At 40.8% G+C, this 19,103-nt stretch carries 14 protein-coding genes and 1 riboswitch; of the genes, 2 read left to right on the top strand and 12 right to left on the bottom strand.

Annotated elements, in window-relative coordinates; translation table 11 throughout:
- Nucleotides 1-293: 293 nt before the first annotated feature.
- The 8 genes from ACXM1Q_RS06705 to ACXM1Q_RS06740 form a co-directional block, all read right to left on the bottom strand.
- Complete coding sequence (locus tag ACXM1Q_RS06705) at nucleotides 294-953, bottom strand: CPBP family intramembrane glutamic endopeptidase (protein WP_458517394.1); 660 nt, start codon at nucleotides 951-953, stop codon at nucleotides 294-296.
- Between the two features lie 254 nt (nucleotides 954-1,207).
- Complete coding sequence (alaS, locus tag ACXM1Q_RS06710; protein WP_458517395.1) at nucleotides 1,208-3,826, bottom strand: alanine--tRNA ligase; 2,619 nt, start codon at nucleotides 3,824-3,826, stop codon at nucleotides 1,208-1,210.
- Nucleotides 3,827-4,063: 237 nt separating this feature from the next.
- The gene (gene prsA, locus ACXM1Q_RS06715; RefSeq protein WP_458517396.1) at nucleotides 4,064-4,999 is read right to left on the bottom strand and encodes a peptidylprolyl isomerase PrsA; all 936 of its coding nucleotides are present in this window, start codon (nucleotides 4,997-4,999) and stop codon (nucleotides 4,064-4,066) included.
- A gap of 67 nt (nucleotides 5,000-5,066) precedes the next feature.
- Nucleotides 5,067-5,786, bottom strand: coding sequence for an O-methyltransferase (locus tag ACXM1Q_RS06720; RefSeq protein WP_458517397.1), 720 nt, complete (start codon nucleotides 5,784-5,786; stop codon nucleotides 5,067-5,069).
- Entirely contained in the window at nucleotides 5,786-7,588 is a 1,803-nt protein-coding gene (gene pepF, locus ACXM1Q_RS06725) for an oligoendopeptidase F (protein WP_458517398.1), read from the bottom strand. The genes ACXM1Q_RS06720 and pepF overlap by 1 nt, the downstream gene beginning before the upstream one ends.
- 228 nt (nucleotides 7,589-7,816) lie before the next feature.
- Nucleotides 7,817-8,779, bottom strand: a complete 963-nt coding sequence (locus tag ACXM1Q_RS06730; RefSeq protein ID WP_458517399.1) for a competence protein CoiA — start codon at nucleotides 8,777-8,779, stop codon at nucleotides 7,817-7,819.
- A 32-nt stretch (nucleotides 8,780-8,811) separates the two neighbouring features.
- Nucleotides 8,812-9,972 carry an MFS transporter gene (locus tag ACXM1Q_RS06735; RefSeq protein WP_458517400.1) on the bottom strand — a complete coding sequence of 387 codons (1,161 nt, stop codon included), beginning with the start codon at nucleotides 9,970-9,972 and terminating at the stop codon, nucleotides 8,812-8,814.
- A 145-nt stretch (nucleotides 9,973-10,117) separates the two neighbouring features.
- A complete protein-coding gene (locus tag ACXM1Q_RS06740) occupies nucleotides 10,118-11,473 on the bottom strand; it encodes a DUF1958 domain-containing protein (RefSeq protein ID WP_458517401.1) in 1,356 nt (451 codons plus the stop codon).
- Nucleotides 11,474-11,680: 207 nt separating this feature from the next.
- Between ACXM1Q_RS06740 and ACXM1Q_RS06745 the strand changes: the two genes are divergently transcribed.
- A complete protein-coding gene (locus ACXM1Q_RS06745) occupies nucleotides 11,681-12,310 on the top strand; it encodes a TetR/AcrR family transcriptional regulator (protein WP_458517402.1) in 630 nt (209 codons plus the stop codon).
- A 121-nt stretch (nucleotides 12,311-12,431) separates the two neighbouring features.
- On the opposite strand, the gene pulA is transcribed toward ACXM1Q_RS06745, so the two are convergent.
- The 4 genes from pulA to ACXM1Q_RS06765 form a co-directional block, all read right to left on the bottom strand.
- Entirely contained in the window at nucleotides 12,432-14,753 is a 2,322-nt protein-coding gene (gene pulA, locus ACXM1Q_RS06750) for a type I pullulanase (RefSeq protein ID WP_458517403.1), read from the bottom strand.
- A 2-nt stretch (nucleotides 14,754-14,755) separates the two neighbouring features.
- Nucleotides 14,756-15,712, bottom strand: coding sequence for a diacylglycerol kinase family lipid kinase (locus tag ACXM1Q_RS06755; RefSeq protein ID WP_135038697.1), 957 nt, complete (start codon nucleotides 15,710-15,712; stop codon nucleotides 14,756-14,758).
- Nucleotides 15,712-17,673 carry an NAD-dependent DNA ligase LigA gene (ligA, locus tag ACXM1Q_RS06760; RefSeq protein ID WP_458517404.1) on the bottom strand — a complete coding sequence of 654 codons (1,962 nt, stop codon included), beginning with the start codon at nucleotides 17,671-17,673 and terminating at the stop codon, nucleotides 15,712-15,714. Before ligA ends, ACXM1Q_RS06755 begins: the two co-directional genes overlap by 1 nt.
- An 81-nt stretch (nucleotides 17,674-17,754) precedes the next feature.
- Nucleotides 17,755-18,264 carry a QueT transporter family protein gene (locus ACXM1Q_RS06765; protein ID WP_458517405.1) on the bottom strand — a complete coding sequence of 170 codons (510 nt, stop codon included), beginning with the start codon at nucleotides 18,262-18,264 and terminating at the stop codon, nucleotides 17,755-17,757.
- Nucleotides 18,262-18,357: riboswitch (PreQ1 riboswitch) on the bottom strand. It overlaps the preceding gene by 3 nt.
- Nucleotides 18,358-18,386: 29 nt before the next feature.
- Between ACXM1Q_RS06765 and ACXM1Q_RS06770 the strand changes: the two genes are divergently transcribed.
- Nucleotides 18,387-18,827 (top strand): GtrA family protein, encoded by a 441-nt coding sequence (locus ACXM1Q_RS06770; protein ID WP_458517406.1) that lies wholly within the window; start codon nucleotides 18,387-18,389, stop codon nucleotides 18,825-18,827.
- Nucleotides 18,828-19,103: the final 276 nt, after the last annotated feature.

Raw genomic sequence — 19,103 nt, forward strand, 5'->3', positions numbered from 1 at the left:
TTGGCTGCAGCTGTTAAATTCTGTGATTCAGAATATAGAATAAGAGCCTGAATTTTTCTATGATGTTGAGCATTCTCTTTGTTTTTCAGTGCCTGTTTTAATTCTTTAACTTGTGATTTGCTTAGCTTTGTTTTCATATCTATATTATATCGCTATTTTTGGTTTTTGTTAAGTATTAAATAAATATGAAAGGAAAAGACAAAGAAAATAGAAGGAGGTGCCACTCAGATCTACGAGTGAGCACTTCCTTCTATTTTTATAATTCATGAAATCTTTTTGTCCCAGACTCTTTTTTATGATGATAATCCTAACAACAATATCGCTACTAAAGAAAGACTATTATTCAGCATGTGTAGCCAAATCGCATCCCAAAGATTATTCCGTCTGCTGTAAGCTCTGTAACAGACATAACCGATTGTCGAATAAGATAAAAGGGCAAACCAGTCCAAACTTTGCATATGATTCAAACCAAAAGCTAAAGAAGTCAATACAGCAACTAAGACATTTGACCAACCTCTAAAAACAAATTTAGAGCCTAGCCCACGAAACACAGTTTCTTCTAATAAGGGAGCAAAGATGCCAATAGAAATCATAAAGGCTGTAAAATAAGGTCCCCCTAGATCTTTGAGAGCCGCTAAAGCTTCAACAACGAGTTGTTGATTTTCTGCTTCTTCCGGTAATCCAAAGAGTACACGGAAAATACCAAAAATAAGATTGGCACCCATAATGATTCCCCATCCAAGCAAAAGGTATTGCCATTGCTTTCGGTCAAACTGAGCTTCTCTAGATCCTGCATCTGGTTGTTTAAAGTACCATTTCATTAGGAAATAAATCACCGTAAAAGTAAGGATTAAATAGAGAATAGTCGAGCTCCACTGCTGCTCTACAGGTAAATTTTTCCCCACCAACCCAAGAGCAATCGGAATACTATTCAGAACACCAACTAATGACATAAGTAGAAACCAAACGAATATTCTACCCAATGCTTGTAAAAATTTCAAAACCATAAGTATACCTCAAGATTTAACTATTCCAAAATGCTCAAAACACGGATTCTCTCGGGAAAAGCAAGATGCCACTAGAGGGTTTGGAGATATTCCCCCAAACCCTCTAAGCATTATCCTACTATTTCTAATCAGCAACCAACATCGAGTCACCTAGTAGAGAACACCTGTCTACAAAGGCTGAAGCCATTTTAAACAAACTCTTACAGCAAATCAGCTACTGCTTGCAACAGATTCGGAATAGCTGATTGATCACTACCACCAGCCATGGCCATATCTGGTTTTCCACCACCACGACCAGCTACGATTGGGGCTAATTCTTTGATAAGGTTACCTGCATGAACATCTTTGGAACGACTCGCTACCAAGACATTGACCTTATCTCCAATTGCAGCAACCAAAACAAGTACATCGGAATAATCTCCTTGTTTCCAAGTATCTGCGAAGGTGCGAAGAGCCCCAGCATCATCCACTTCAACTTGTTTCGCAATATAACGAAGTCCCTTAGCTTCCGCCACATCTTGGAAAATTTGACCCGATGCAGCAGCAGCAGCTTTTTCTTTCAATTCCCGATTCTCTCTTTGCAACTGACGAGCTTGTTCTTGCAAGGCTTCAACCTTAGCAGGAACATCTCCTACCTGCGGTGCCTTCAGTTGACGAGCAATATCTTGTAGGAGTTTAGCTTCTTCACGGTAAGAGTTATAAGCTTCGCGACCAGTTACAGCTACAATACGACGAGTACCTGAACCAATTCCTTCTTCTTTTAGGATTCGGAAAAGACCGATCTCAGAAGTATTACCAACGTGGGTACCTCCACAAAGCTCTACAGAGTAATCTCCAATAGAAACCACACGTACTTCTTTGCCATATTTTTCGCCAAAGAGAGCCATCGCTCCCATATCTTTAGCAGTAGCGATATCTGTTTCTACCGTTTCAACAGCCAAAGCGTCGTTAATTTTCCTATTGACATCTGCTTCAATTTGCGCCAATTCCTCTGGCTTCACTGCTTCAAAATGAGTAAAGTCAAAGCGAAGGAAGTCTTTTTCATTCAAAGAACCAGCCTGAGTGGCATGCTTACCGAGAACTTCATGAAGGGCTGCATGGAGCAAGTGTGTGGCAGTATGGTTTTGCATCACACGGCGACGACGATCCTTATCAAGAACTAAGTGATACACTCCATCTTTAGTTAGTGGTACCAATACCTCTACCTTATGAAGCGGCTGACCATTTGGAGCCTTTTGTACATCTACAACATGGGCAAGCACTTGACCATGTTCATCCAGGATTTGACCATGGTCTGCTACCTGACCACCCATTTCTGCATAAAATGGCGTTTGATCAAAGATAAGATAAGCTTCACCGGACTCAATACGATCAACTTCCACATCTCCTTGCACTAAAGCTAGCAAGCGACCATCAGCTTCTTGAACATTGTACAAGAAAGTACTTGGAACCGTTAGAGCTTGTAAAATCTCATTTTGACTTCCCATAGAGGTCCCTTTAACCACAGAAGCTCGTGCCCGATCTTGTTGGGCCTTCATTTCTTGATCAAAACCATCCTTATCAACTGTCCAGCCTCGTTCCTCTGCGATCTCTTCAGTTAATTCTACTGGGAAACCATAAGTGTCATAGAGTTTAAAGGCAGCTTGACCAGAAATAACGGTTTCTCCTGATTTTTCCATCTCAGCGACAATTTCATCAGCATAGCTTTGCCCTGCAGTCAGAGTACGGGCAAAAGATTCTTCCTCATTTTTAACAATTTTTTGGATAAAGTCTTGTTTTTCCAGCACTTCTGGATAATAGGACTCCATAATTTGCCCCACTGTTGGTACTAAGCGGTACATAAATGGTTCATGGATTCCCAATTTTTGTCCATGGCGAGCGGCCCGACGAAGCAAGCGACGAAGCACATAACCACGACCTTCATTTCCTGGTAAAGCTCCATCTCCAATCGCAAATGCCAATGAACGAATATGGTCAGCAATAACCTTAAAGCTCATATTCTCACCTTCTGGATCATAGGTTTTCCCAGATAGCACTTCGACTTCCTTGATGATTGGCATAAACAAGTCTGTCTCAAAGTTGGTTTTAGCCCCTTGCATAACTGCTACGAGACGCTCAAGTCCTGCTCCCGTATCAATATTTTTATGAGGAAGTTCCTTGTATTCACTTCGTGGTACACTTGGATCCGCATTAAATTGAGATAGAACAATATTCCAAATTTCAATATACCGATCATTTTCGATATCTTCCGCTAGAAGACGAAGTCCAACCTTATCCGTATCAAAAGCTTCACCCCGGTCGAAGAAAATCTCAGTATCTGGACCAGAAGGACCTGCACCAATTTCCCAGAAATTATCCTCAATTGGAACTAAGTGATCTGGTTCAACCCCTACTTCAATCCAACGGTTGTAGGAGTCTTTATCATCTGGATAGTATGTCATATACAATTTGTCTTTAGGAAAGGCAAACCACTCTGGACTTGTCAATAACTCCCAAGCCCAAGTAATCGCTTCATCCCGGAAATAATCTCCAATAGAAAAATTCCCTAGCATTTCAAACATCGTATGGTGACGAGCTGTTTTTCCAACATTCTCAATGTCATTCGTCCGAATTGATTTCTGAGCATTGGTAATTCGTGGATTTTCTGGAATAACCGAACCATCAAAATATTTCTTCAAAGTTGCAACTCCAGAGTTAATCCATAGTAAAGTTGGATCATTAACCGGAACTAAATTCGCTGAAGGTTCTACAGCATGACCCTTAGATGCCCAAAAGTCTAGCCACATCTTACGAATCTCAGCACTCGTCATATATTTCATATTTCTCTCCTTTAAAGCTTATTCAAAAAAGACAAGTCCAATCGACGAAGGGCGTCAAAACGCGGTACCACCTTCCTTCGATGAACTTGTCATCCTCATTACAATTCTTCAAAAATTCTCTCAAGTAGCAAGATAAGACTCAACTAGTAGCTTGCACCAACCGCCACCTCTCTGCTAAGTTGTCTGTATTATCCATTCTTGATACATTTATTATACTCTAAGTAACTCTTTTGTCAACTACTTATCTTCAGAGCTGCTAGCTTCTTCTCCAGTTGCATTCATATATTGTGAGAAGGCATTTTGGAAGGCTGGATCTTTAACCTTAATGTTAGCTTCTTCCATTTCCTTAGCTACAACACTTTGGATAAAGGCAGCGTCTGTACGTTTTTCAGCTAAGATAATATTTTCCAATTGTTTTTGATAATCTTTCCAATTGTCTTTTTTCTGGGTTTTATTCGTTAGCTTAACGACATAATAACTCGTAGACAAGGTTGAAGTATCTGACACCTTAATAACATCAGAAATACCATTGTTATCCAAGGCAAAAGCAGCTTTTTTAACATCTTCTGGAAGTGAGGTTGAAGCAGAATCAAATTTCACTTCTCCACCCTTTTCCTTAGTGTCTTCATCAACTGTATTATCTTTTACAAGCTGGGTAAAATCTTCACCCTTTTTAGCTTTTTCAGCTACTTCTTTTGCCTTATTTTCATCCGTCAAACGAATAACTTGGGCAGTGACTTCTGGTGTATAGTTTTCAAAAGCTGCTTGGTAGTTTTCATCGGTCAATTCTTTTTTAGCTGCTTCATTCACAGCATATTCAACCAATTTATTAGTCCGAATTTGTTCCCGATAAGTATCCGTTGTCAATCCTTCCTGAGCTAAAACTTGTTGGAAACGATCTCCATAGGTTTGCAAGCTCTTGTTGTATTCTTCAGATACTTCATCATCACTGACCTTATCTCCGTATTTTTTTTCGAAGACTTCGTTAATGGTCATGGTCAAGAGAACTTGTTGAGCCTGAGTATTATTTTTCACCTTATCATAATATTCAGCAACAGTGATGGTATTTCCCTTCATGGTGATAACATCCGTATTATTATCGGTCTCACGTGCGCAGGCTGCAAGAGCTACCACAGACAAGAGCGTGATAGCTCCAATTTTGATTTTTTTCATACTTTGGTTTACTCCTTTTTACAATAACTTAAATAGTATATCACATCTTGACTTAATTGCGCCTTAATTATAGGTTTTCTTGGAGAAATTCCACGGAATCTGCTTCTTTTTTAACCATAAGTAGGCCATCTCCCAATGGAAGATAGGACACCATTAAATCAGGATGTTGGTCAACAACTGCAAAAAGTTTGTGTAAGCCACGATAAATAGCTCTTTGGCCTCTCCGAATCTCTCCAGAATCCTTGGCAATGTCTCCCCCCTGGAAAACATCGTCAAAAATCAAGATTCCTCCTTTGGGTAATAATTCCAAAAGATCTGGTAAAAAAACCACATACTTGGATTTAGCCGAATCAACGAAGATAAAATCAAACGTGTGACCCTTCAAATCCTTTAAAATGTCCTGAGCTTCTCCTTCCAAGAGGCGAATTTGTTTTCCTTCCTCAAAGCGGGCAAAATTCTCTTTCGCCAACTGAATCATTTCTGGATTGCGGTCAATCGTTACTATTTCTGCTTCCGGAAGAGCCTCTGCCATCATCAATGCAGAAAAACCAATAGCTGTTCCTACTTCTAAAATTTTCTGAGGTGCCAGCGCTTGTAAAAAGAAGCGGAAGAAAGCCACTGTTTCCTTAGGAATAATCGGTATATTCTCAGTAGCTGCAAAAGCCTGTAGATCTTGTAAAAAAGCCGGCAAGGCCTGATCTTGTTGCCTCATAAACTCTACAATTCCTTGCTGAACAACCGGACGTCTCATATTAGGATTGGAATGCTCTGAATAAGTCTTAACCATTACAAAACTCCTAACTCTTGGGCCAAGTTTTCCAACTCATCTAAACGACGCTCAAAGACAGCAAAAGCATCATTTAAATAATCTTCTACCTCCATGTTGACCCCAGCTTTGGAGATAACAGCTAATGGATAATCAGAGTTGCCCGCTTTCAAATAATTGATATAGGCTTCCCGATCCTCATCTGTACCATGAACAATCTTATCTGCTAAGGCAGACGCGGCTGCAAATCCTGTCGCATATTGGAAAACATAATAGTTGTAATAGAAGTGTGGAATCCGTGCCCACTCATATTGAATTTGCGGATTCTCCTCTACCGACAATCCATAATACTTGGCATTCAAGTCTCCATACGTTTGATTGAGGAAGTCACTTGTTAGTACCTGTCCTTCTTGATCAGCCTTATGAATCAGTTGTTCAAATTCCGCAAATTGTGTTTGACGAAAGACAGTTCCACGAAAACCATCCAAGTAATGATTTAAAATGGCAAAACGGCTTTCCTTGTCTTCCACAGAAGCCAATAATTTCTCAGTTAGAATATTCTCATTGGTCGTGGAAGCAATCTCAGCTAAAAAGATAGAATAATCACCATAAACATACGGTTGTGTTTCACGACTATAGCTTGAATGCATAGAATGTCCTGTTTCGTGAACCAAGGTATAAAGATTATCCAAGTTATCCTGCCAATTCAAGAGCATATAAGCCTTGGTATCATAAGAACCACCAGAATAAGCTCCAGATCGTTTCCCCTTGTTTTCATAAACATCAATCCAACGATTGTCAAAAGCCTCTTTAACTTTTGATAGATAATCATCTCCGAGAACCGCAAGAACCTCTTTGGATTTTTCCAAAGACTCCTCGTAAGAAATTGAAAGATTATTGCGACTTAATGGCGTATAAATATCATACATCCGAATATCGTCAAGCCCTAAAATTCGAGCCTTAAGCGCCACATACCGATGCAATAGTGGCAAATGACGATTAACAGCCTTCAGCAGAGTATCATAAACAGACTCTGGAATAAAGTTAGCTGCTAAGGCAGCTTGACGAGCTGATTGGTAATTCCGAACCTGAGCTTGGTAATTGTGAACCTTAACAGTGGTCTGCAAGGTCTTAGCATAAGTATGCTGGTATTGTTCATAAATACTATAAAGAGCCTCGTAAGCATCCTTACGCACGCGCCGGTCGTCTGATTCCATAAAGTGAATGTAGTTGCCATGAGTCAATTGCACCGCATCACCGTTTTCATCTTCAATAAATGGCAAAACAATATCGGCATTATCTAAAATCTCGAACATCTCAGACGCTGATCCAAAAATTTCAGATGCCCCTGCCAACAAGGCCTCTTCTTTTGGACTTAAAACATGCTCTTTTTGGAAAAGCAAACGATCAAAATAATGACGATAAAGATTTAGACCTGGCTCCTCCGCCATATACGACTCCAACTGCTCCCTTGTCACAGCCATAAATTCTGGCTCATAGAAGGCAAAAGTCTGTCCAAAACGTGCATAGAGACCATTAATTTGAGAATAGAGTTCTTGATAGGCTGATACACGCGTATCTTCATCCTGCTTCATTGAAGCATAAACATACAACTTCTCCAAACGACGCATAAGGCTCAGTTGCAACTCTGTAATCTCGAGTAAGTTCTGGGCAGAATCCAAAAGATGTCCTGCCAAATCACTCCCCTTGGCCACATCTGCCTCTAGAGAAACAAACTCATCACGCCAAGCCTGATCATCCGCAAACACACTGGTCAAATCCCAGGTATATTCTACATTGATTTCATTACGTTCTTTACTCATAAGATTCCTCCAATGTCCTTATTATATCACTAGTTTTCTAAAAGGGTACTCTCCCACTAGAATTCTTATGATCTTACTTCAACATTGCCACACAGTCATCCCATTGCTCTGAGTATACGGAGTTATAAGTCTATTCAGGTTTCAGTCCATATTCTCTAACTCTATTTTTAACCCCTTATCATTAACTCCAATCTCTACTACTGATTCCCATAAATAACAGCTGAGCGACTACTCTCTGTTATTTTCTTGCTTCCACATTCGGTAATAAAAAGGAGAATACAATACCTGACTGTGAATATTCCGTTCTTGAGCATAGAAGGCTATAAACTGCTCCTCATATTCCCTTTCAAAAGCTGATTGAGGTCTGTGATGATTCCTAGCTTTGACTGGCAAAATTTGTGGATACCAATCTGCCAAAGTACGGGTCAAAAGATTATTCCCCTCCTGATAAGCTTGAAATTGTTGCTCAACCCAATAAGGATTCCGATAACGCAATTCCCTAGCCAGGTAACTAGGAAAATGGGGATCCAACTTCCCTTGAAAAGAGAAGACGTGTCTTTGCTGATAAGGCCAACGTAAGACCTCCCTCAATGATTCTCGAAAGAACGGAAACGTTTTTACCAAACCTTGGCAAGTTCCATGTAGATCTTGATGCAATAAATAGTGCAAGATTACAATCTCATTCTCCAAATCAAGATTCCAAAAAAAGTAACCACAAGTAGGACTAAACTGCAAAGAATTTCTCTGCAAAACTGTTAGTCGTCGTTTTAAAAAATGTCTGGAACCCAATAGCCACACTACTGGAATCCCCAAATGCTGATAAGCTTGGTTCCTTTTTTCAAATTCATCTTGTCCTAAAGGGCTACATTGAACTTCCAAGGCTAAATTGTCAGATAGCAGTAAGTCTGACACGAGTCCTTCTACAGAATGTGCTACTTCAACTGAAACACGCTCACTTTGCTGTGCCCAGCTAAAGAGTTTAGCCTTAAGGTTTAGGTGCTCTGCTCCCTCATTCAAACTAATAAAGTCGCAAGCCTGATCAGCTTGATGAGCAAAATGCGGTCGAACTTTTGGACCACTTTTTAGAACAAGCGATTGATGGCAGGCTGGGCAAAAAAATACCTCTCCCTGAGGGAGAGGATCTGTCAATAAGTGGTGAAGATGTCCTTGAGCATCTAGGGCTTGAAACATTCTTTATTCCTCCTCATCTTCTTTATTCGAATTTAGGAGAATAATTTTTCACTTTTGGATTCATCCACACGAAGAAAGGGAATCATCAACAGAACTAGAAGCAACAGTCCAACCATAACCCAAGACATCAGTTCATAACCAGAACTGTCGATTAACCAACCTGCCCAGGTTTGAACGACAATTGAAAGAAGACTTTTAGCTGTCTGAATCAAGGCCATTCCAGTCATAACAAAACGTGGACCAACCAAGGTACTGACCAATTTTAAAGTCAGCATAATTAAGGTCATATTGGCCGCATGTTTAGCTAAGAGTGTCCCCAAAATCTTAAAACTTAGGGGAGCAGCTAGACCAAAAAAGACAAATTGTAAGGTCATGAAAAAGAGCGGGAATAACATTAGAATCTTGCTAGGGTAGCGGTCCATAAATAAGTAGGAATAAAAAATCAAAGGTGCCTCACAGATAACAGCTAGTGAAACAACTGTTGAAGCTTGACTTACAGACAGACCGCTAGCTTCTAGCATAGCTGGGATATAGGTATGACCTACATTGGCCACACCTGAAAAGAGGGCAATGATAAGTAAGGCAAGAAGATAAGGACGATTCTTGAGAACATCATTCAGAAATGATTCCTCTTGTTGCTTCTCAACCTCTACCTCTTCTTTCTCAAACGAAAGGCCAAGCACGCCTAATATTGAAATCACCATGGTTCCCAAAAAAGCCACATAAATAGCTTGAGGATGAATGAGTTGGTAGAGAACACCCGCCATCTGAGTTCCCGTTGCATAACCAATTGTCCCCCAAACACGAATTGAGCCATATTTATAGGGCGATTTAGCAGCCAATAAATCCATAACGGGATTGATGCCGTTAATCATCATAATGGCCAAACTATATCCTAAAACAAGACCCCACAAATGGTTAGAAAGTAAAAAAATAACCCCACCTGCTAAAGCTAAACCTAAACCTGCTAACGTCACCGGCTTAATCCCTAAGCGATCATTCAAATAGCCCAAAATAGGTTGGGATACGACAGAGGTAAAAAACGACACCGATACCACCAAAGAAACCTGACTGGCCGAATACCCTAAATCCAACATGTAAATGGACAAAATAGCTGAAAATAAAGCCCAGGAAAGATAAAAAAAGGTATACATCAGAAAATAACGAAAATATAGGGAAGCAGACCGCTGCACACGCAACTCCTTTCAATTTCAAAGATAAAGCAGGGGAATAAGACAGTAACAATGTTTGAAAAAGTTATTGTCTTATTCCCACCCTATAAAAACTCTATTAAACTATGGAAGCTAGACTAGCAACCGTTACACGAAGTATCCTACTTTACTTCTTTCGTTTTGATTGGCCCTTCTTTGTCTCACCCTTACCATTTTTAGTAAAGAACAGGCGAAGCAATAGAATAATCAAAGCTAAAAGAAATAAAATTGGGATGAGTAATAACCATTGATAGTGTTCCAGGATACTAATAGCCGTGACCTTTTCTGTCTTACTTTTGGACTTGTTCTCTACTTTTTGTGCAGAGGCAAATAGTGAATTATCCTTGGTCACCTTGTAAGTAACATCCAATTGTTCAGTGATCGGATTTAGGCCATTGTTAACTGTAAGTTGGTCATCTTTAACCTCAATGCTTGGGGTCGTTCCCTTTTTCACCGTTGCATAGACATCTTGATCTACTTTGTATTTTTGACCATCTACATCTACCAAACCTTTATCCAAGACCTTTTTATACTCATAATCATTAAAGGCTTTTTCAAGAAGGGCATTTCCGAATGGATGGCGATAGTATTCCCCATTTTGGTCGGCCCAGTCACCAACCCCCATAATCAACTCTACAAAACGCTCGCCTTTACGCTCACCAGTAGCAATATAATTAAAGGCTCCTGCTGGACTAGATCCTGTTTTTAGTCCATCGACACCCTCTAGCCCATATAACGCTCCAGCTACAGAATAATTATAGGTTTCAAACGTCTCCTCATAAGGAGTTCCTTTTTTAACGGTCACAACTGGATCACTGGTGTAATTTAAGATATCTGGATACTTATTCACAAAGTTTACACCAAGAATGGCCATATCACGCGCTGTCGTCTGATTCTCTTTGGTATTGTCATAGCGCTGCGGAGTATAATAACCACTGAAAGAGACAGCTGCTGCACCACTGGCATTGTACCACTTCGTATTACTCATACCCATTTTTTGAGATGCCTCGTTCATTTTATCGAGGAAAACATCCGCATCCCCATTTGATAGATAATCTGCCAACATAACTGTTGTCACATTGGAAGATGGGATAGCTGTCATGGTAATCAATTCATCAACTGTATAATCAACTCCAGCTACGATCTTATTATTTGAAATGGCATAGAGTCCTGCAATAGCCTGTTCACGAGGTGTGGCTGTAATAACATCATCTTTGGAGATTTCTCCCTTGTCCAAGGCTTCAAAAACCAGATATAATGTCATCAATTTACTCATACTTGCAGGATCTCGCAATAAATCTGCATTATCTTCCCAGACAACATCACCTGTTTTAGCATCTACTATAATAGAAGACTTAGGTCGGTGAATATCCAACACTTCAGGATACATTTGACGGGTGATATCCATCAACTCATCTGCAGATGCGACCAAGGGGGTCGTCACTAATAACCCCGCTAGTAAGAGGGCTCCAAGCTTTTTCATTATCAATCTCCTTATTCTCAATCTCTTCTATTCTATCATACTTTCTGTCAGCGAACTAGGCTACTCGTCTATGAAAAGGCTCAGAAATCTGATTTGCAAGCATTTTTTAATTTTTATTTAGAATAAATCCAAAAAAAATCGTCAAAAAGGCTTACATTTTTGCTAAAGTATGGTAAACTAAAACAAAAAGTTAAAAGGCATGCAACCATGATTCAGAAACGCGCTCGTTCTCAAGAAGCCATTGAACAACGTTACCGAGATATCCTCAGTGCTGCACGCAATCTCTTTCTAGTCCAATCCTATGACCAGATTTCTTTGGTCAGTCTAGCGAAACAATTGGATATTTCTAGGCCATCACTTTACACCTATTTTCCTTCCAAAGATGCTCTATTCCTTCAATTAATTAAGGAAGAAGGGTTAGACTTTGCAGCAGCAATTCGGGAGCACTTTACGCAGACACTACCGCTACAAGAATTTTGCCAGGAACTAATGAGACAAGTTCTAAATAGACCTCTTTTTATCAAGCTCTTGTCTGTTCCCTTTACCAGTTTTCAGTGTACCCAAACAGATGCTGAGATATTACAGTTTCGATCGGAGGCCATGCCGTTTTTCCAAGCACTGGCAACTACTTTTCAACAACAATTTCCAAAGGCATCAGAATCTGACATTTGGACAGCTGTCCATCAATTTTATCTAATCATCACGACCATCTCTAATTATGATTTTTTTACCCAAATTCATGTAGAAGAAAATCTTGACTTCTTTGGGAGCGATTCTCCGATTAGTCCTCTCCACTTCTATAGTAAAATGCTCTACAATCTATACAAAAATATTTAATATTTATAATATAGAAGCTTCGTGAGTCATCCTAGAAATAAAAAAGTAGCTTAGAATCCTGTCATTAGACACTGACTCTAAGCTATTTTTATCTATTCAGATTTTAAGAAGAAGGAAAATCCTAGTCTTCTTGGCCAACCCCTTTTGAAGATTCCTTCATCACAAGAATATATTGAAGGGCTTGAAGTCGCTCGAGACTCTCTTCTTCTTGATTACTAATAACGATTGTCCACCCCTCTAAATCAGGAAGCTGATAATCTCCTTTAATACTTAGGAATAGGCGGAAATCCTTTTGCAATCCACGGAAGTGAACTTCTAACCGTCCAGATCCTTCTTCAATTGGACCAAAAGTAACACGATCCAAAACATGATCGTAGGAGTCAAAAGCAAAGGTTGGGTCCGTTTCCTTACGCTGGATAAGCTGGCGAATACGCTCCAAAGCATCTGGGACAAAATCTAAACGATTCCAGTCAATCTGGTTGACTGCATCAGGCGCATTGTAAGAATTCATGGCCCGTTCTTTGTCATCAACGGTTAGCTGACCATCTGGTCCCGTTGCCAAAAGTTTAGTCCGACCGAACTCTTGACCGGCTTCCATAAAGGTCATTCCGGGCATCAGCAAGTTCAACACTGTAGCTATTTCTTGACGCTGCCAACGAATAGCAACATCTTCATGAGGATGCAATTCCTGCAAAAGATCATGCAAATTGTAGTTGTCATGAGCTTGTACATAATTGAGAACTTGAGATGGGCTCAGATAACTGCCCAAGTTGCGACTGGCCTTAAAAGCTTCTGCAACTTGATGTTCACTCCCTTGACCACTAACAAAGCCCGCCTTGAGATGACCATAAACTTCTGATCCTTTAATGGCATCACGTTGGTCATCGTTAAAGAATCCAATTCCTGGCATTAGATGCGCATTGGCTTTTTTTGCTTTCTGTTCTGGAGCCAAAACGGTTCCCATATCCCAACCCTCTCCATAAAGAAGAATACGTGGGTCAATCTCATCCATCGCTTGGCGAATCAAATTCATGGTTTCCACATCATGGATTCCCATCAAATCAAACCGGAAACCATCAATCTGATATTCCTCCACCCAATAACGGAGCGAGTCAATCATATATTTTCGGAACATGACATGCTCACTCGCTGTCTCACTGCCAACTCCCGTTCCATTTTCAAATGATCCGTCAGAAGCCATTCGGAAATAATAATCCGGCACCAAATCTTGGAAAGGACTGTTGTAGGTTGAATAGACATGGTTATAAACCACATCCATAATCACACCAATTCCAGCATCGTGATAGCTTTTCACCATCGTTTTAAAGTCTCGAATGACCTGAGCTGGTGAGAGTGAGTGATTGGACAAACTGGATTCTGGAACATTATAGTTCTGAGGGTCGTATCCCCAATTATAAAGGACCCGCCCTTCCGAATCATATTGTTTGTAACGATCCGCAATGGGTTGCAGTTGGACATAATGAACGCCCAAATCTTTAATATAGTCGAAGCCTGTTGGCCGTCCTGAATCCGTACGACTACCTGGATAGGCCGCCCCCAAATAAGTCCCTCGTAGGTTCTCTGGCACTCCAGAAGTTGGAGACTTGGTCAAATCCCGAACGTGCATCTCATAGATAACAGCTTGACTAGGATTCGAGATCCGCCAACTCGCATCTGACTCATCCGTTAACGAAAAATTCGGAATCGCTCGATCCTCTTCCGAAAGTAAGACGGATCGCAATCCATCTTCTGTAGCAGCTTGAGCATAAGGATCTCTGGTCAACCGGTCTTCAAAATCTTGGTAAACATGATACTGATATGCTAGTCCTCGAATATCCGTCGTTACCCGTGCATACCAAACACCAATATCATTTTGTCTATGATCTGTAGAAGCTACACTTCCTCTCTCCATAGGATAAATCTTCCAGACTGGAGCATCGTTAGTGGCTGCAGTATACACCACCAAATCCACTTGTTTAGCCGTCGGTGCCCAAACTTTGAACAAGGAGGCTTCCTCCCCATAACGAGCCCCTAACCAACCCTGGTAGGCCCAATATTGATCAAAACCTTGACTATGAGTTGCCATATCAAAGGCATGAGGATTACGATAACGAAATTGAGGACTAGCCATCGCCGCCTGCTTCGAATAATAGAGGGTATCATCTCCCTCAATCACCCAAATCTCCGTTCGTAAATGAACAGGTAGGAGATTCAATTCAAAATCACGAGACTGCCAAGACCAATCGTGAGCTTTAATCAGAAGCTTGGCTTTTGAAAGCGGGACTTGACTTTCATAAATTAATTCAGTAGTCATTCCAAAATAATCATAACTGGAAAAACTCACTTCTTTCCCTAAATCACCATCTTTCCACTGCCAGAGATTAACACCCGTATAGCGTCCCTCTTGACTATGGTAATGAATCAATACACGATAATGTAACATTTCTATCCTCGATCGCCTGTCAATGCATCATCTGAAATTTCATCAACATTGGCATAAAATTCTAAATGGTTCGGAAGTACTTCGAGATGTACAGGTGTATCACCACCGTACTCACCATCCAAGTTCAACATAAATTGTTGATCTTCTTCCAGAACCTCCAACTTCAGTTCTTTACTTTTAATATAGATAACATTGGAGTCTGTGACATGCTGACCACCATTGATAGCTTGAATGATTAAAGACATCATGTCGAAGATTCGATCTGTTTTGACAATAATCAGGGTAAAATTCCCATCATCCAACTTAGCATCTGGCGCCAGTTTCTCAAATCCAGCAATGGAATTCGTCAGAGCTACAAAGATTAATGAAACCTTTCCCTCAAAGACCCCATCATCATATTCCAAACGAATTTTCCGTGATTTGGCCTTAGGCAACATCTCCGCTCCCTTGGCTACATAAGCTAGATAGCCCAAACGGGTCTTAATATTACTTGGCACACTATAGGTCAATTCCGACAAGGTTCCCGCAGCTGCAATATTGATAAAATGCTTATTCCCATAAGCCCTTCCAATATCCATTTCCACCAATTGATTTTGAGCAATAACCCTAGCCGCAGCGACCGGATCTCCCATGGGAATTTTCAAAGCTCGAGCATAATCGTTGGTTGTTCCGACTGGAATAAAAGCCATACGAGGCCGTGTTTCCAAATGTGCAATACCATTTACAACCTCATTAATGGTTCCATCGCCACCAGCTGCAATAACCAAATCAAAACCAGCTCGAGCCGCCCTTTCGGCTTCCTTTTGAGCTGAAAATGGGAGAGGAGTTGTTTGATACGCTGATGTTTCATAACCAATATCTTCTAAAACATCCAAGACATCGGCAATGTAGCGTTTCATAATCTCCTGTCCTGAAGTCGGATTATAAATCAAGCGGGCTCTTTTTCTTTCTTCTGCCATCACAATTCCTCCAACCAGGCTTCATCTTGAATTGGAATGCCCAACTCTTGTGCCTTGGTCAACTTACTGCCGGCATCCTCACCAGCCACAACTAAGCTTGTTTTTTTCGAAACTGAGCCGGTCACCTTAGCTCCTAGAGCTTCCAGTTTAGCCTTAGCTTCTGAACGCTTCAGACGATTCAGTTTTCCAGTTAAGACTACCGTTTGTCCCGAGAGAATTCCATCCTCTACTTTTTTCTGGCCTAAATAATTGAGATTCAGTCCAGCGACTTTCAATTCTTCTAGGAGTTCCTGAGCCTCTTCATGGGCAAAATAATGACTAAGGCTCTGGGCTACCACTGGCCCAATTCCCTCAATCCCTACGATTTCTTCTTCACTAGCCTGGCTCAATACCGTCAGCGATTCAAATTTTTCCAAAAGAAGGCGACTGGCTTTAGCCCCCACAAATCGAATACCAAGGCCAAATAAAAGTCGATCAGCAGAATTCGTTTTGGAAACTTCCAAGGCATCTAGCAACTTCTGACTGGACTTCGTCTGCACCCCATCCAGGTTCACGAGATCATCCAATTGTAAACGATAGAGGTCACTAACACGAGAAACCAATTTGGCTTCAAACAACTTGTCAATCATAGAAGGCCCTAAGCCTTGAATATTCATGGCAGCTCTGCTAGCAAAATGAATTAAACGTTCTCGGAATTGGGCAGGACACTGCGGATTCACACAACGCAAGGCCACTTCATCCTTCAATTGCTCCAGTTCTGACTGACAACTTGGGCAGTGCGTCGGAATCTCTAAAAGCTGACTTCCCTCCTTGCGTTGACTCAACACAACATGAGAGACGGCTGGAATAATATCCCCAGCCTTATAGACAACAACCGTATCACCCTGATGAATATCCTTCTCCAAGATGTAATCACGATTATGCAAGGTTGCTCGACTAACTGTCGTTCCTGCTAGTTGCACCGGACTCAAATTTGCCGTTGGTGTCACAACACCTGTCCGACCAACAGTCCAGTCTACCGACACCAATTGCGCTTCTTTTTCTTCTGCTGGGAATTTATAAGCAATAGCCCACTTGGGATACTTAACCGTAAATCCTAACTCTTCTTGCATAGCTAGATCATTAACCTTAATGACCATACCATCAATCTCGTAAGGTAAATTGTCACGAGTTTCTTGAATTTCTTGGATAAATTCCCAAACTTCTGCCATAGTCCCAACTGTTTTTCGAAGCGGATTGACTACAAAACCAAGTTGGTCTAAATTCTCCAAAACCGATTCTTGACTCGTTGCAGACCAAGGGCTAGCTACCTGATATAAGAATGTAGCTAGTTTACGATCTGCTACCACCTGCGTATCCAATTGCCTCAAAGTTCCAGCCGCCGCATTCCGAGGATTTGCAAAACTGGCTTCCCCTTCTTGCTCCCGCTTCTGGTTCAAATCCTGAAAAGCCATCTTAGGCATATAGCATTCCCCACGAACCGTGATATCTATCGCTTGTGGTAAACGTAACGGAATGTCTTGAACCCGACGAAGATTCTCTGTAATGTCTTCGCCAACCTGACCATCTCCCCTAGTAGCTCCAGCAACTAGAACACCCTGCTCATAGGTAAGAGAGACAGAGAGTCCATCAATTTTAATCTCACAAACATATTGGACTTGCGGGAATTCCTTGCGAACTCGTTGATCAAATTCTTCCAACTCCTCCAAACTAAAAGCATCCTGCAAACTAAAAAGAGGGTAGACATGCTGGTACTTGGGAAATCCTTCCAAAACCTTACCACCTACACGATGGGTGGGACTATCTGGTCGTACCCATTTAGGATTCTCTGCTTCCAATTTCACCAATTCACGATAAAGACGATCATACTCCTTATCTGAAACCAGAGGTTGATCCTGTTCATAATAAGCCTGGGCATAGCGATTCAGCTCCTCGACCAATTCAATCATTCTTTCTTCCATGCCCCTATTTTATCATATTTCTACCTGTTTTTTACGCAAAAAAAGACCGATAAAACCACCGTTTCATCGATCCATTTCTCATTAAAAAAGCGTTCGTAATCGTTTTTCCATATTTTGGAAAAGCAAGGCTCCCAACAGAAGCGAAAGCAGCTCCCCCAGTCCTGTCGTAAACCAAGTCAAAACAAAAGGAAGACCTTGCAAGAGGTGTAATTCCAAGGCAATCGTAAACATAGAACTGGCGAAAAAAAGAGAAAAGAAAAAATATCCCTTATCAAAAAGACTCAGTATTTTTCCTTGTCCCACAAAGGACTTGAACAGCCATACACCTAGAGAAACAAATACTAAGGTTGAGCCCCCACCTACAAAAACATCCACCAGACCAAAACTATAAAAATTGGCAATCATACATCCCAAGGTTAAAGAAAGGATATATTTAGGATGTAAAAAGGCAAAAAAATTCAGCATCTCTGACAAACGTAACTGATAAGCTCCGTAGCTCAAGGCATTAAAGGGAGGCAATACCGTTAACAAAACATAGAGTGCTGCTAGTAAAGAGATCTGAGCCAGATCTTTTGTGCTTAATGATTTCATAAAAACTCCTTTAGCGGCTTTACCGCGTCTAATATGCTTGACGAAAGAAGGAAGCGTCAAGGGTTGCCTAAGCAACGGTCTCAGTATAGCACATTTTTTGGCTTTATGATAGACTAGTTCCTATGAAAACACTTATTAAAAATTTTTTTGCCAATGAAGTTCTGTCCTACCTTTTTTTTGGCGGTCTTGCAACCTTAGTCTATCTTATTCTACGAACTAGCTTCTTCTATGTAACCCAAGAAGCGGTACTCTCTACCGCAATAGCAAACATTCTAACCATTCTGTTCGCCTTTATCACCAATGATTTGTTTGTGTTTAAACAAAACAGTCCTGGACGTTGGCAACGACTTATAAAATTCTTCATGGCTCGTCTGGGCACCTTCCTTTTAGATATTGGACTCACCTTTATATTTGTGACCCAATATCCTGGTATCATCGGTCAATTTGTCAACAACAACCTGAACTTAGTTGATGGTATTGTTGCACTAACCTCTCAAGTACTCATTATTATTCTAAATTATGTCATTAGTAAACTTTTTGTTTTTACAAACAATCAAGGCTAGGATATCCTCAATGTCATTAAGTTAGGGCGGCTGATAAAGACTTCAATGAAACACAATTGACTGATTGGGGCAGAATCCAAGAATCAATTGTGTTTTTTTCGTTTTTTGAGCACAATGAAGATGAGGTTGCTATCCTCTCATTTTTTATTGGTATTTTTCGTATAATCATGCTACTCTATAGTTGAAGCCTCTTACATACCGAGTTGTTTTTCTTCTCTTCGTGGTCCGATGGGGACGTATCGGTGTAAGGTGTCGTTGGACATAGGCTTCTAAATC

This window comes from Streptococcus sp. 10F2 (assembly GCF_054331515.2).